We start from the raw sequence: 12,384 nt of genomic DNA on the forward strand, positions 1-12,384 counted from the left end.
GTGTTTGGAGAGTTGCTGCGCCGACCATTTCTCCAGGTCGGACATTTCGGCGGAGCCTTCGATCGTCGTGATGCTCCCGTCCCGAGAGATGAGCATCGTCCTGGGGATGTCGCCCTGCCAGGCAGGATCGATCTCGAACCGCAAGCGCTCGACAAAGCCGTCGTTGAAGATGAAGTTCTCAGTCGACGACAGCCCCGCCTTGTCGAGCATCGATTGCGTCGCGGCCGGCAGGTTCGGCACGAGATCGGCGCTGACCGTGACGACATCGATATCGGGATGGTCCTTCGCAAACTTCCCGAGCAACGGCAGCTCGACTTTGCAGGGCCCGCAGGTCACGCCCCAGAAATGCACGAGCGTCGGGCGGTCGGCATGCCCCTTGAGCAAGCTTTGCCAGGTGCCGCGTTCGAACGGCTTGAGGCCCGGAGGCGATCCGAGCGCAGACGCCGATGCGAACAGGATACCCAGACCCAGAATGGCTGCAAATCGACGTCTCATCGTTGGTCCTCGATCGCTGTGAGGCGGTAGCCGTCCGCTTTCGTCATCCATGACAGGTAGACCTGTCCGCCATTGGAGACGAGCAAGGGATGGTCGGATGTGTCGGTCGTGCTCGATATCGCCTTCGGTGGCGACCAGGTCTCGCCATCGTCGTGAGAGATCGTCATCTGGACCGTGGTCTTCTCGCCATCGAACTCCTTCCACACCATCACCGTCCCCGGCGGGCCCGCGAGCACGAAGGGGCGCGTCGGATTGCGATCCGGCCGCCCCAACGCCATCGGCGCAGAGAACGTGCGACCTTCGTCGCGCGAGTGGGCGTAGAACAATCCTTTACGAGCCTTCCCGTTCGTGTACCAGGCGACGTGATAGGTTCCGTTCGGCGCAACCGTGAGGCTGGGCCCGTGGTGCGGGCAGGCATTGATCTGCCAGTCGTCGTTGCTGACCCGATGGATCTCCCCTGGCGTCGAGACGTCGGTGAACGTCATGATCGCGTGATCGCGCACGCCCCCCTCGAAGATGTTTCTGAAGATCACGGCCGGCCGGCCGGGCGCCGCGAACGTCAGCCCCAACCGGCAGCACTCGCAGGTGCCGTCACGGGCGAGACTTGCCTCGGTGTAGGTGGCACCGCCATCGCGAGACGAGGCAAAGAACAGCGCGGCTCCCTCATATTTTCGTCCCGCCTCCCTTGCGGGGACACGATTGCGCTTGTCGAGCCAGGCCGCAAACACCGTTCCGTCCTGATCGAGCGCCAGCGCTTCGAAACGCTGGCTCTCATTGCTTGCGGTGATGAGTTTCAGCTCCGCGAAGCTCTTTCCGCCATCGGCCGAACGCGTATAGAGCACCTGGCCGTTGAAGGCTTCGTCCCTGAAGGTCGAGAACGCGACGGCAATGCCGCCCTTGCGATCGACCACGATCTTCGGCCGCGCATCCGGCCCCCAATCAAGGTTCAGCCGCTTCGTCGTGACCTGGACGGGGACCGAGAAATTGCGGCCCGCATCCTGCGAACTCGCGACCGAGACCTGCCCTCCCGCCATCCAGATCAGCCACAGCGTTCCGTCCGGAGCGAATGCGGGCGTCGCCTTGGTTGCACAGCGCAGCGTCGGCTCCTCACACACCGCTTCGGACGCATGTGCAGCACGCATCTGTCCGAGCGCCGCACCTTGCAGCAATGCGAGAGCGACGATCCCGAGCAGGCCAGTTCGGATCATGGCCCTGTTCCCTTCGAGAACCCCGATCATTTGAACGCCACCTTCATACCCGCAACGAAGGTGCGCGGCGAGCCGGCATAGATCGATCCTGTGGTGTTTGCGAGCACACTCGCAGGATTTTGAAGGCCAGCCGCCGTCACCGTGTTGGCGATGTTGTTTGCCGAAGCGATGTAGGTCCGGTCGAATACGTTCCTGACCTCGAGAAACAGATTCAGCGATCTGAAGGTGTCCGACACCAGATCGGTCTTGTAGTGAACATTCAAATTGACCAGCTCATAGCCGGGCGCCTTCAGCAGATTCGCGTTGTCCATGTAGAAGGAGTCCTTCCACTGCAGTTCGACAAAGCCTCCGAGACCTGCAAGCGGCCCGGCGAACTCGTCATACCCAATTCGCGCCGTCAGCTCGTTGGGGGAGATGCCGGGAATCTTGTTGCCTGCCCGGTTGAAGCTGAACACCGCGCCATTGGTGATGTTCTCGACATACTCGGTGTAGACCTCGTCGAGATAGGTGTACGCCGCCATGAACCGCCAGCCCGGATGAAATTTCCAGTCAGCGGCAAGCTCGATGCCGCGGTGCTCCGACCGCGGCGCGTTGAACGTATAGGATATGCCCGCAATCGGAGTCGCCTGACTGACGATCTCGTTGCGGAAGAACTCGTAAAAGCCGGTCGCACTGAGCTTGAGCGTGTTGTTCGGCGTCCAATCGAACCCGAGGTCGTAACCTAGATTCTTCTGGGTTTGGAGCTGCGTATTGTTGCCGGACAAACCCGTCGGAAGGACGAAGAGGTTCGAAACCTGCGGAGTGCCGTATCCCGTGGCAACTCGTCCGCGGAAGAGCCATTCGTTGTTGAGATTGTACAGGAGCGCCAACTCTGGCGCAGCATTCTGAAACTGCCGGTCCGCGGTCGTCAGGGTTGTTGTGGTGACGCCGGTGGGACCCGCGTACGCATACGCGGTGTTTGTCCCCTTGAGTAGCGTGGTCTCCCAACCAATGCCGGCGACCGCCGTCAGCGAGGTTGTCAGCCTGAGCTCTTCCCTGGCACGCACACCATAATTGGTCGTTTCGCTGAAGAGATTGCTCGAGAGCCTGCCGAGCGTGGCATTGCCCCCCGGCATCACATTTCGCGTGTCGCTCGACGCCGTCAGAGTGTTGTAGAAGGCACCGAAGAACGCGGTCGACTCCATCCCGAAGATCTCGCCGCGCTTGGTGAGATCGCTCATGTAATTGTACGACGGAAAATCTCCGATCGAGCTGGTCTGTCCAGTCGGTTGGCTGATGTTCCTGTCGTCGAACACGAACTGGTTGCGCCACGTCATCGTGTTGTCGAAATCGTGCTCCCACCGGCCGCCGACGATGGTCCGACGGTCGTCGCGGCCGAGGCCGGCCTGCAGGGCCGTTTCCGTGTCGGTTCCGGCAGTTGCGTTGAAGCCGTTGTTGAACAACCTAACCGTCCCGCATCCGGGCGCGGCGGTGGTACCGGTGGCACATCCCTGCTGGAACGGGTTGAGGTCGTACTGGTTCAGCGACTGCCGGATCGGCAGCCGCGTGCTGAGATCATTGTTGATGATCTTGACCGTGAAACGATCGTCCGGCGTCGCCTTCAGCGTGCCGAGGAAGTTGACGGTCTGCGTATTGAACCAGCTATTGCCGATGTAGCCATCGCCCCGCACGTCGCTTGCGAATAGCGAGCCCTCGAAATTCCCGACCTTCTTGCCGGCCGCCAGATAGTTGTTGAGGTAGCCGTAACTGCCGCCGTCGACGCCATATTCGACGCCGTCGATCGTGCCGCCGGGCCGCGTCCGAAAATTCAGCGCACCGCCGGTCGCATAGTTGCCGTAGAGCGCCGACGAGGGGCCGCGGATCACGTCGATCGCGCCATAGGCGTGGGGATCGATCAGGTCGCTGCGCGACAGGCCGTCCGGTTGCGTCACCGGGAAGCCATCGTCGAAGATCACGAGATTGCGGATGGCGAAACCGTTGCGGGCGTTGGATCCGCGAATCGAGATTCCGAAATCACGGGGACCATTGCCCTGCTTGATCGAAATGCCCGGACTGTCCCGCAAGACGTCGCTGACCGAAAACGCCGGGCGATTGTCGAACTGGCTGCGATCGATGGTCGTCGCGGTCTGGCCGGCCGGCGATTGATTGAGACCAGCCCGCGCTGCGCCGGCAGACGCGGCCAGGTTTTGGGCCGGCGCGCTGGCGGTCGCATTCTGCGCAACGGGTCTGGCTGCGCGTCCCGCCGAAGCTGAGCGCAGTCGCGATGGTCGGGTGATTGGTTTGGGACGCGAAGGCTGCGGCGCCTCAACCGTCACCGCGGGAAGCGATTCCGAGGCGCCTTGGGCCAGCGCGTCCGAGCCGATCGAGTACACCAGCCCGCAAAGCACGGGCAAGCTCGCGCGGCTGATCGCACGAATGCGTAACATCTCTTGAATTCCTGACATCCGGCACGTCGGCCGGTCCATTGCACACGCCATCGGCACGGCAACGGCGCGCGCCAATGGTTCGGTTTGTCGCTACGTCAGGAAAATCGAGGGGGTGCGCGAGCCTGGGCGCTCGAGCCCTTGTAAGCGGGCATGGCGGACACGTCCGCCGCGAGCCACACGACACGTTCAGCGTGACGCAAGGGAGTGGCGAGCGCAACCTGCGGCGGCGAATCGAGCGTCGCGTTGGCCTGGGCCAGGCAACAAAGGGCGCATGCGCCGGCATGCGCGGTCGGAACGTTCGGTCCGCCGCCCTGCTCGCTCGCGCTGTGGCAGATGACGGCGGCGGAAAGCGGATCGGCCATAGCCTGGCCGGCCGCCAAGCACGCGGCGATCGGCGCCAGCACCTGCATCACCAGGGCGAGCAGGACGATGGGGAGGAACTTCTGTAGCCGTGCGCGCATCCGCCGAACCATTCGTTCGTCAGCCAACTAAACACTGCAGTCAGGGCCGAGTCGAGGTCAGTTCCGCCGCCTTCTTGGCCCAGCGCAAATTTCTCGAAGACTGTGGTCGGCGTGCTCCAGCACCGGCGCCCGTCCGCCATTTAAGGCAGGGCAACCATCCCGCCTATCCACAAATTTCTTATACTTGTCATATATTTAGATGACTTTGAGCTCGATCGTTTCGTTAACTGCTCGAATTTTGAACATTCGTTGCCGAAAATGATGACAAGTGAGAAAAGTTGATCTAGCATCCCCCTTGCTCAGGCTGGCCGCGAGGTCGAAGTCTGGTGGTCCAAGTCTCGGGAGGAGCCCCTGGCGCGCAAAACGCAGCGTCGCCCCGTCAATCAAGAGCAAATCTTAGAATCGGGGATAATAGGGTCGACACAATTTTCGAGCGGGGCCAGGGCCCCGCTCTTTTTTTGCCCGGCGCGGCTGAACTGCCGATGAACGTGGCCTCTCATCCAATCCTGGACACCGCGCGGCGATCACACCCCGGCCGTTTACCAACGTCTGTTCGAGCCGGATGCGGAAACGCAGGCGATGTTCCGCTCGAAGGCAGCGAGTTGGCGAGGGATCGACGCTCGCATTGACGATCGAAGCGATCCTCGACTTCGCCGGTGAGCGCCGCGGACATTTCCGGCTGATCGCCTGCGAGGTCGCCTCGCACGATGCTTACGGCACGCGGCGTCGTCAGGGATACGCTCCGCGGTCCGCTTGACCTAAATGGACGCCGGAGATCGCGCAGGCCTGGGATACATTGCTCGCGGATATCGACGCATGCGCCGCCGCTCCGGCCCGACGCTTTGCGCTGCACCAACACTGGCTGCGGCGATCTCGCGGCTGATTGCAGATTGAGTGCCAACAACTCTTGTGAGAGACTTTCGGAGATCGGTCGCGCAAGCAATGACGCGCCGACGACAAAATTCATGGGAGCGAGCGATGTCCGGGACGAAAGATTTCTCGACGACGAGGCGCGATCTTCTTCAGGCGGCAGCGACCGCCGGCGCCGCAACTGCCATCCTTGGCAGCATGGGCATAAACCCCGCACTGGCAGCCGCGGTCGGACGCAGCGAGAAGCCGCTGAAGGCGGCCTTCTCCAATGCGGGCCTCCAGGCGACCTGGTGCGCGCAAGGCAAGCAGGCCGCGGAATTCTGGGGCAAGCTGTTCAACGTCGAGGTGACCTGGTTCGACGGCCAGCTCGATGCGGTGAAGCAACGCGCGGCGATCGACAACATGGCCTCGCAGAAATGGGATTTCGTCGCGATCCAGGCCTTCGGCATCGGCACCCTCACCCAGCCGGTGCAGAAGATGATCGACGCCGGCACGCCCGTGATCGACATGGATACGCTGATCGCGCCGCTTGATCAGATCAACGTCCACTCCTTCCTCGCCCCCGACAACGAGTTCATGGGCGCCTCGGTGACGCAGGCGCTGTGCAACGCCATGGGCGGCAAGGGCAAGATCATCATGACGCAGGGCGCGCTCGGGCATACCGGCGCGCAAGGACGGGCCAAGGGCTTCAACTCGGTGGTCAAGCAATTCCCCGGCATCGAGGTGCTCGACACGCAGCCGGCCGACTGGGACGTCTCCAAGACCGCCCGCCTCTGGGAAACGTATCTGACGAAATACCCGCAGATCGACGCCGCGTTCTTCCACAATGACGACATGGCGCTCGCCGCCGCCAACATCATGAAGGCGCGGGGCCGCACCAACATCCTGATCGGCGGCGTCGACGCCATGCCGCCGGCGATCCAGGCGGTCAGCGAAGGCCGCATGTTCGCCACGGTGCGCAATCCCTCCTGCCGCATCCATGGCGGCGCCATCATTGCAGGCGTGTCGGCCGTGGTCGGCGGCGAGAAGAGCGGACAGGGAATCCCGAAGAACGTCGTCACCGACGGCCCGGTCGTGACCAAGGCCAACGCCGCCGGGATGCAGTGGATGCAGGATCACTTCCTGATCTGAGCCTCCAATATCTGAACGTTCATGCCTGAGGGACAACAGCCCATCCTGGAACTGCAGGGCATCACGAAGAGCTTCGGCGGGGTCGAAGCTCTACGTGGTGTCGACTTCGCGCTTTATCCCGGCGAGATCCATGGTCTCGTCGGCGAGAACGGCGCCGGAAAAAGCACGCTGATGAAGATCATCGCCGGCGTGCACACCGAATTCTCCGGCCGCTTCCTGGTCGACGGGAAGGAGATGCATTTCCGCTCGGCCCGCGATGCGCACGCCGCCGGCATCGCCATGGTGCATCAGGAGCTCAGTGTCGCGCCCGATCTGACGGTCGCGGAGAACGTCTTCCTGGGCAACCAGCCGATCAATCGGCTGGGCCTCGTGCAATGGCGGCGGATGGCGCGGGAGGCGGGCGAGCAGCTCGCCCGCTTCGGCATCGACGTCGATCCCATGAGCCGGCTTGGCGACCTCCCGATCGGGCTGCAGCAGCTGATCGAGATCGCGCGCGTGCTGTTCTCCGGCGCGCGCATCGTCATCCTGGACGAGCCGACCTCAGCCCTCTCCCCGCCCGAGGTCGAGCGGCTGTTCGCCACGCTCAAGCGGCTGCGCGAGGGTGGCACTGCGATCGTCTTCATCTCGCACTTCATCGAGGACATCCTGCGCGTCTCCGATACCGTGACCGTGTTCCGGAACGGACGGAAGGTCGCGGAGACGGCAAGCACCGCGACCAGCAAGGGCGCGCTGATCGAGGCCATGATCGGCCGCGGCGGCGAGGCGCTCGGGCATAGCTACACCGACGATCTGATGCTGCCGCAGCCGAGCGACAGGAAAGTCGTTCTCAAGGCCGATCAGCTGTCGCTGTCCAGCAGCCTTCAGGACGTCTCGTTCGAGGCGCGCGCGGGCGAGGTGCTCGGCATCTACGGCTTCATGGGCTGCGGCCAGCTGGAGCTGTCGCGCATCCTGTTCGGCAAGCTGAAACCGGACGGCGGCACGCTTGCCGTCGAGGGCACGCCCAAGACCTTCGCCAGCACGGCGGCGGCGCGGCGCGCCGGCGTGGCGCTGGTGCCGGAGAGCCGGCGCGACATGCTGTTTCACCAGGAGCCGGTCTACAAGAACATCTCGATCAGCATTCTCGATCGCATCTCGGCCCTGCTGCTCAAGCCGGCGCGGGAGCGCGACATCGCCAAGCGCCAGGTCGAGCAGCTGCAGATCCGGCCGCCGGTGGTCGGCCTCGATCTCGGCATGCTCTCGGGCGGCAATCAGCAGAAGGTCGCGCTGGCGAAATGGCTGACCTATCCGCCCAAGCTCCTGGTGCTGTGCGAGCCGACCCGCGGCATGGATGTCGGCGCCAAGAACGACGTCATCAACATCGTCCGCGACCTCCGCGCCAGGGGGCTCGCCATCATCGTGCTGTCGACCGAGCCGGAAACGGTGCTGTCGCTGGCCGACCGCATCCTCGTGCTCAAGCGCGGCACAGTGGTGCGGGAGTTCAAGAACGAGCCGGTCAGCAAGGACCGCCTGCTGGAAGCGGCGTGACGGAGAAGCACATGAGCAGCGAGACGGCCTTGGCGGCGGGACGGAGGGCGCGGGGGCTTGCGCCCTTCCTGCGCTCGCAGATGCGCAACATCGCCCCCTTCCTGACGCTGATCTTCCTGACCACCTTCTTCGCCTTCGCCAGCCCCTCCTTCGCGACACTCGACAATCTCGGCAACATCCTGACCCAGGTGTCGGTCACAGGCATCATCGCGGTCGGCCTCACCTTCGTGATCCTCTGCGCCGAGATCGACCTGTCGATCGCCAGCATCGCCAACGTCACGGGCATCGCGGTCGCCTACTTCACGCTGCAGGAATCCTACGTCAACATCGCCAACGTCCCCCTGCCCGGCGCAGTCGCGATCATCCTGTCGATCCTGCTCTGCGCCCTGCTCGGCCTTGTCAATGCGCTTGGCCTGACCGTGATCGGCATCCCCTCCTTCATCATGACGCTCGCGATGATGCAGATCGCGGCCGGCATCTCCGCGCTGCTGGTGCGCGGCCAGATCGCCTACAAGGTGCCGAGCCTGATCACGACGCTCGGCTCCGGCTCGATCGGGGGCATCCCCTGGATCGTCATCGTCGCCGCCATCATGCTGCTCGGCGGGCACCTGGTGCTGACCTACACGCGCTTCGGCCGCTACGTCTACATGGTCGGGGGCAACCGCGAGGCGGCGGAATATTCCGGCCTCAACGTCAAGCTCATCCTTGGCGCCGTCATGGTGATCTCCGCGGTGTGCTCCGGCATCGGGGGCATGCTCGGCGTCGCCCATTTCGGCAGCGCGCAGCAGAACGAATTCGACACCTATCTGCTCGACTCCATCGCCGCCGTCGTCGTCGGCGGCACCAGCCTGTTCGGCGGCCGCGGCGGCATCGGCAACACCATCGTCGGCCTGTTCGTGCTCGGCGTGCTCAACAACGGGTTGGACCACGTCAACATCGACAGCTTCCTGAAGATCCTGATCCGCGGCCTGATCCTCCTGGCGGCGCTGGTCATCAACGTCTACGCGCAGCGCTTGAGGGAAAAAGCGGCGGAGTAGACGGCTGCCAAAGCAAAAATGCGAAAACAACCCCATGCACAGTAGCCGGGGCCAGCGGAATCAATGGCTTACCGGTGACCTCGCGAAATTGCGGATTTCGCGAAGTTAATTTTGACCCGTCGGGCAAAACAGGGGTATGGTGTCATCATGGCGGCGTTCCAGAAGCGAGCGACGGAGCACCGCTGTTTCCCCCTCATTGCGCGCACAGCGAGCAATCCAGAATCATTCTGCGGCGACAGTCTGGATCGTTTCCGGGCCGCACATCATGCGGTCGCGTTCGCGAGATGGTCCGATACCGTCGAGATGAACGCGCGAAGACGCTCGAGACGCCGCAGGTCCCGGTGGTATCCCATCCAAATGTCTCGTGCCGGGGGCGGCGTCGGCAGTTCCAGTCTGCGAATACCCGGGATCTGATTGCCGACCACACGCGGCAGGACAGCAATGCCGACCCCTTGCCTGCACATGCGCCCCTGGACGTTGCGGTTGTTCGATCGCAGGACCAGTCTGGCGTTGGGGAAACTCTCGATGAGCCACGCGATGTCAGGGAAGTGGGGCGTGGATGGCGTGATCAGCCGGAAACCAGTCCCATCGCCATATTTGGGATCAGCCGCCTCCTCCGCGATGTAGACGCCGTATTCGAGCCTGAAGAGCCGCCGCTGAACGACATCGGCAGTGTCGAACGGAACGGCACGAAAAGCGACTTCGGCCTCCCGCTGCGCGAGGCTGAACCGGCGCGTGCCGGTCAGGATTTCAACGTCGACATTGGGGTATGCGTTCGAGAAATCCGCCAGGATGGGAGGCAGGACATAGGCCCCGAACCAGTCCGTTGATGAAATGCGCAGATTGCCTTTGAGATTCTGCTCCTGCCCCGCAAGCCGGCGCTCCATGGCCAGCGCGCCTTCTTCCATTTGCTCGGCCAGCGCGACGATCCCGTGGCCCTCTTCGGTCAGAACAAGACCGTCCGCTGTGCGCTGGAAGAGCGCGTGGCCGACCGCCTGCTCGAGCGCGCGAAGGCGCCTGCCGACGGTCGGATGGCTTGTCTGAAGCGAACGCGCGGCGCCGCCGAGCGTGCCGGTTCGCGCAATCGCAAGAAAGATCCTGACGTCACTCCATTCCATCGCGCCCACCCACACAAAACTGAACGCCAAGAGTACAGTTATGTCAGTTAAAAGAACAAATCTAAGCACCTAGATTCCCGCCATCGCCTGGAGGTGGGTCCTTCTGTGGATTCCCCCGACCCATCAGGGCGGCGGCTTGGTTGAACCGGCTGCGAAACCCACGGCAAGCTCGTCCAGACAGCAAAGAGATTTGCTGGAGCGGTCGCAGAACGCGGTGGACCGCTCCGATGTCCGCAATTGAGGACTCGATGATGATCACGATGCTGGTGACCAAATCGTCTGAAAACAACTCGGAGAAGAAGTCATGAAAACTTGGCTCATCACAGGCTGCTCAAGCGGCTTCGGCCAGCGGCTCGCACTCGCTGCAGCACAGCGCGGCGATCGGGTCATCGCGACGGCCCGCAATGTCAAGACGATCGAGGAAATGGCCGAGCCTTTCCGCGGCCGCATGATCACTTTGCCACTCGACGTGACCGATGCGGCGGCGGCCAAGGCAGCGGTCGCAAGGGCGGTCGAGACCTTTGGCGGGTTTGACGTGCTCGTGAACAATGCCGGCTACGGACTGTTCGGCGCGATCGAGGAAGGCACGCCCGAGGAATATCGGCCGATGTTCGAGGTGAACGTCTTCGGTCTGATCGAAACCACCAGAGCCGCCCTGCCCGTCCTGCGACGTTCGGGCGGAACGATCGTCAACATGTCGTCCGGCGCGGGCATCGCGGGTGGCGGCGGCGGAGGTTATTACAACGCCGCCAAGTTTGCCGTGGAAGGGATTTCCGAAGCGCTCGCCGGCGAGCTGGAGCCGTTCGGCATTCGCGTGCTGATCGTCGAACCTGGGCCGTTTCGCACCGATTTCCTTGGCCGTTCGATCACGATGGCCGCCAACGAGATGCCGGAATACGCCGCGAGCTCGCGCAAGCCCTATCGCGAAACCAACAACGGCAATCAGGCGGGCGATCCCGACAAGGCGATCGCGGTGATCCTGCAGGCAGTCGACGCCGATGACGCCCCGCTTCATCTGCCGCTCGGCCCGATTGCGCACGCGATCGCCGAGCGAAAGCTGGCTGCCTTCCGCAGCGATATCGACGCCTGGCGCGACATCACGATCGCCACCGATTTCGACCAGCCCTGAGCGCTGGCCGCGAGCTTTGTTTGAACGTCAACATCCGACTGGAAAGCGATCATGATCGCATCTTTGAAGGGGTTTACCCAGCAGCTGGTGCCGGTGAATGGCATCAAGATCAACGCCGTCACGGGAGGCTCAGGCCCGCCGATCCTTCTCCTTCACGGCTGGCCGGAAACATGGTGGGAATGGCACAAGGTGATGCCGCTGCTGGCCGAGCATTTCAGCGTGGTGGCCATGGATCTGCGCGGCGCGGGCTTTTCCGACTGCCCGCTCGACGGCTATGACAAGGCGACGATGGCGCGCGACGCGCATGACGTGATGGTTGCCCTTGGGCATGAACGCTACGCCGCGTGCGGACATGACATCGGCGGAATGGTCGCCTTGCCGCAGGCCGCCATCTATCGGGAGGCTGTTACCCACCTGGCCGTCCTCGACGTTCCGCTTCCCGGCTGGACCGGATGGGAGGCGACGACCGCAAGGCTCTGGCACTTCAGCTTCCATATGAACCGCGACCTGCCCGAGCGCCTGATTCATGGCCGTGAATATGACTATGTTTCGACCTTCATGGCAGAGCGGTTCTACGATCACAGCACCTTCAATCCGGCGGACATCGAGATCTACGCCAAGGCGATGGCGCTTCCTGGCCGCACGCGTGGCGGCATGGAATGGTACCGCACCCTCGCCGCCGATCATGCGACTGCGCTCGAGTACAAGAAGCAACCGCTCGAGATACCGGTGCTTGGCCTGGGTGGGGACCAGCGGTTCGGTGCGCAGATGGTGCCGATGCTCAAGGAGTTCGCCACCCATGCGAGGGGCGGCTCGATCGCGCGGTGCAGCCACTATGTCGCGGACGAGCGGCCGGATGAAGTCGCGGCCGCCCTGATCGAGTTCCTCAAGGCCAATTGAAACTCGGCGCCCGCGCCGTCGTGGGCCGGGCGGATCGCTGCGGGCGAATTGCGCCGCAGAAACGCGATGGATCGAATAAACAGCA

At 63.3% G+C, this 12,384-nt stretch carries 9 protein-coding genes and 2 pseudogenes; 6 read left to right on the forward strand and 5 right to left on the reverse strand.

Features of this window, described 5'->3' with window-relative positions:
- The 4 genes and pseudogenes from ABIF91_RS40395 to ABIF91_RS40410 form a co-directional block, all read right to left on the reverse strand.
- Positions 1-495: pseudogene (locus ABIF91_RS40395) on the reverse strand (TlpA family protein disulfide reductase); the annotation flags it as partial.
- Entirely contained in the window at positions 492-1,703 is a 1,212-nt protein-coding gene (locus ABIF91_RS40400) for a sialidase family protein (protein ID WP_424579749.1), read from the reverse strand. The pseudogene ABIF91_RS40395 and the gene ABIF91_RS40400, both read right to left, overlap by 4 nt.
- A gap of 26 nt (positions 1,704-1,729) precedes the next feature.
- Positions 1,730-4,129, reverse strand: a complete 2,400-nt coding sequence (locus ABIF91_RS40405; RefSeq protein WP_028177656.1) for a TonB-dependent receptor family protein — start codon at positions 4,127-4,129, stop codon at positions 1,730-1,732.
- Between the two features lie 95 nt (positions 4,130-4,224).
- Positions 4,225-4,590 (reverse strand): DUF2946 domain-containing protein, encoded by a 366-nt coding sequence (locus tag ABIF91_RS40410; protein ID WP_028177657.1) that lies wholly within the window; start codon positions 4,588-4,590, stop codon positions 4,225-4,227.
- 498 nt (positions 4,591-5,088) lie between these two features.
- Here ABIF91_RS40410 and ABIF91_RS40415 point away from each other — a divergent pair.
- The 4 genes and pseudogenes from ABIF91_RS40415 to ABIF91_RS40430 all read left to right on the forward strand — a co-directional run bounded on the left by ABIF91_RS40415 (position 5,089) and on the right by ABIF91_RS40430 (position 9,152).
- Positions 5,089-5,473, forward strand: a pseudogene (locus ABIF91_RS40415) (globin).
- A gap of 95 nt (positions 5,474-5,568) precedes the next feature.
- Entirely contained in the window at positions 5,569-6,591 is a 1,023-nt protein-coding gene (locus ABIF91_RS40420; protein ID WP_028177658.1) for a sugar ABC transporter substrate-binding protein, read from the forward strand.
- 21 nt (positions 6,592-6,612) lie between these two features.
- On the forward strand, positions 6,613-8,115 hold the full coding sequence (locus tag ABIF91_RS40425) for a sugar ABC transporter ATP-binding protein (protein WP_028177659.1): 1,503 nt from the start codon (positions 6,613-6,615) through the stop codon (positions 8,113-8,115).
- Positions 8,116-8,126: 11 nt separating this feature from the next.
- Positions 8,127-9,152, forward strand: a complete 1,026-nt coding sequence (locus tag ABIF91_RS40430; protein ID WP_028177660.1) for an ABC transporter permease — start codon at positions 8,127-8,129, stop codon at positions 9,150-9,152.
- Between the two features lie 263 nt (positions 9,153-9,415).
- Here ABIF91_RS40430 and ABIF91_RS40435 read toward each other — a convergent pair whose 3' ends face one another.
- On the reverse strand, positions 9,416-10,270 hold the full coding sequence (locus ABIF91_RS40435) for a LysR family transcriptional regulator (protein WP_028177661.1): 855 nt from the start codon (positions 10,268-10,270) through the stop codon (positions 9,416-9,418).
- Positions 10,271-10,574: 304 nt separating this feature from the next.
- Here ABIF91_RS40435 and ABIF91_RS40440 point away from each other — a divergent pair, with 304 nt between their 5' ends.
- Both ABIF91_RS40440 and ABIF91_RS40445 read left to right on the forward strand, forming a co-directional pair.
- Entirely contained in the window at positions 10,575-11,399 is an 825-nt protein-coding gene (locus ABIF91_RS40440) for an oxidoreductase (protein WP_028177662.1), read from the forward strand.
- Between the two features lie 51 nt (positions 11,400-11,450).
- Complete coding sequence (locus tag ABIF91_RS40445; RefSeq protein ID WP_028177663.1) at positions 11,451-12,299, forward strand: alpha/beta fold hydrolase; 849 nt, start codon at positions 11,451-11,453, stop codon at positions 12,297-12,299.
- Positions 12,300-12,384: the final 85 nt, after the last annotated feature.

Origin of the sequence: Bradyrhizobium sp. USDA 241 (genome assembly GCF_049739505.1) — a bacterium.
GTDB lineage: Bacteria > Pseudomonadota > Alphaproteobacteria > Rhizobiales > Xanthobacteraceae > Bradyrhizobium > Bradyrhizobium liaoningense.

Bases quoted from the DNA above. Each gene is read 5' to 3' on its own strand.
- ABIF91_RS40400 (WP_424579749.1), bottom strand. From the start codon at position 1,703: ATGATCCGAACTGGCCTGCTCGGGATCGTCGCTCTCGCATTGCTGCAA.
- ABIF91_RS40405 (WP_028177656.1), bottom strand. From the start codon at position 4,129: ATGTTACGCATTCGTGCGATCAGCCGCGCGAGCTTGCCCGTGCTTTGC.
- ABIF91_RS40410 (WP_028177657.1), bottom strand. From the start codon at position 4,590: ATGCGCGCACGGCTACAGAAGTTCCTCCCCATCGTCCTGCTCGCCCTG.
- ABIF91_RS40420 (WP_028177658.1), top strand. From the start codon at position 5,569: ATGTCCGGGACGAAAGATTTCTCGACGACGAGGCGCGATCTTCTTCAG.
- ABIF91_RS40425 (WP_028177659.1), top strand. From the start codon at position 6,613: ATGCCTGAGGGACAACAGCCCATCCTGGAACTGCAGGGCATCACGAAG.
- ABIF91_RS40430 (WP_028177660.1), top strand. From the start codon at position 8,127: ATGAGCAGCGAGACGGCCTTGGCGGCGGGACGGAGGGCGCGGGGGCTT.
- ABIF91_RS40435 (WP_028177661.1), bottom strand. From the start codon at position 10,270: ATGGAATGGAGTGACGTCAGGATCTTTCTTGCGATTGCGCGAACCGGC.
- ABIF91_RS40440 (WP_028177662.1), top strand. From the start codon at position 10,575: ATGAAAACTTGGCTCATCACAGGCTGCTCAAGCGGCTTCGGCCAGCGG.
- ABIF91_RS40445 (WP_028177663.1), top strand. From the start codon at position 11,451: ATGATCGCATCTTTGAAGGGGTTTACCCAGCAGCTGGTGCCGGTGAAT.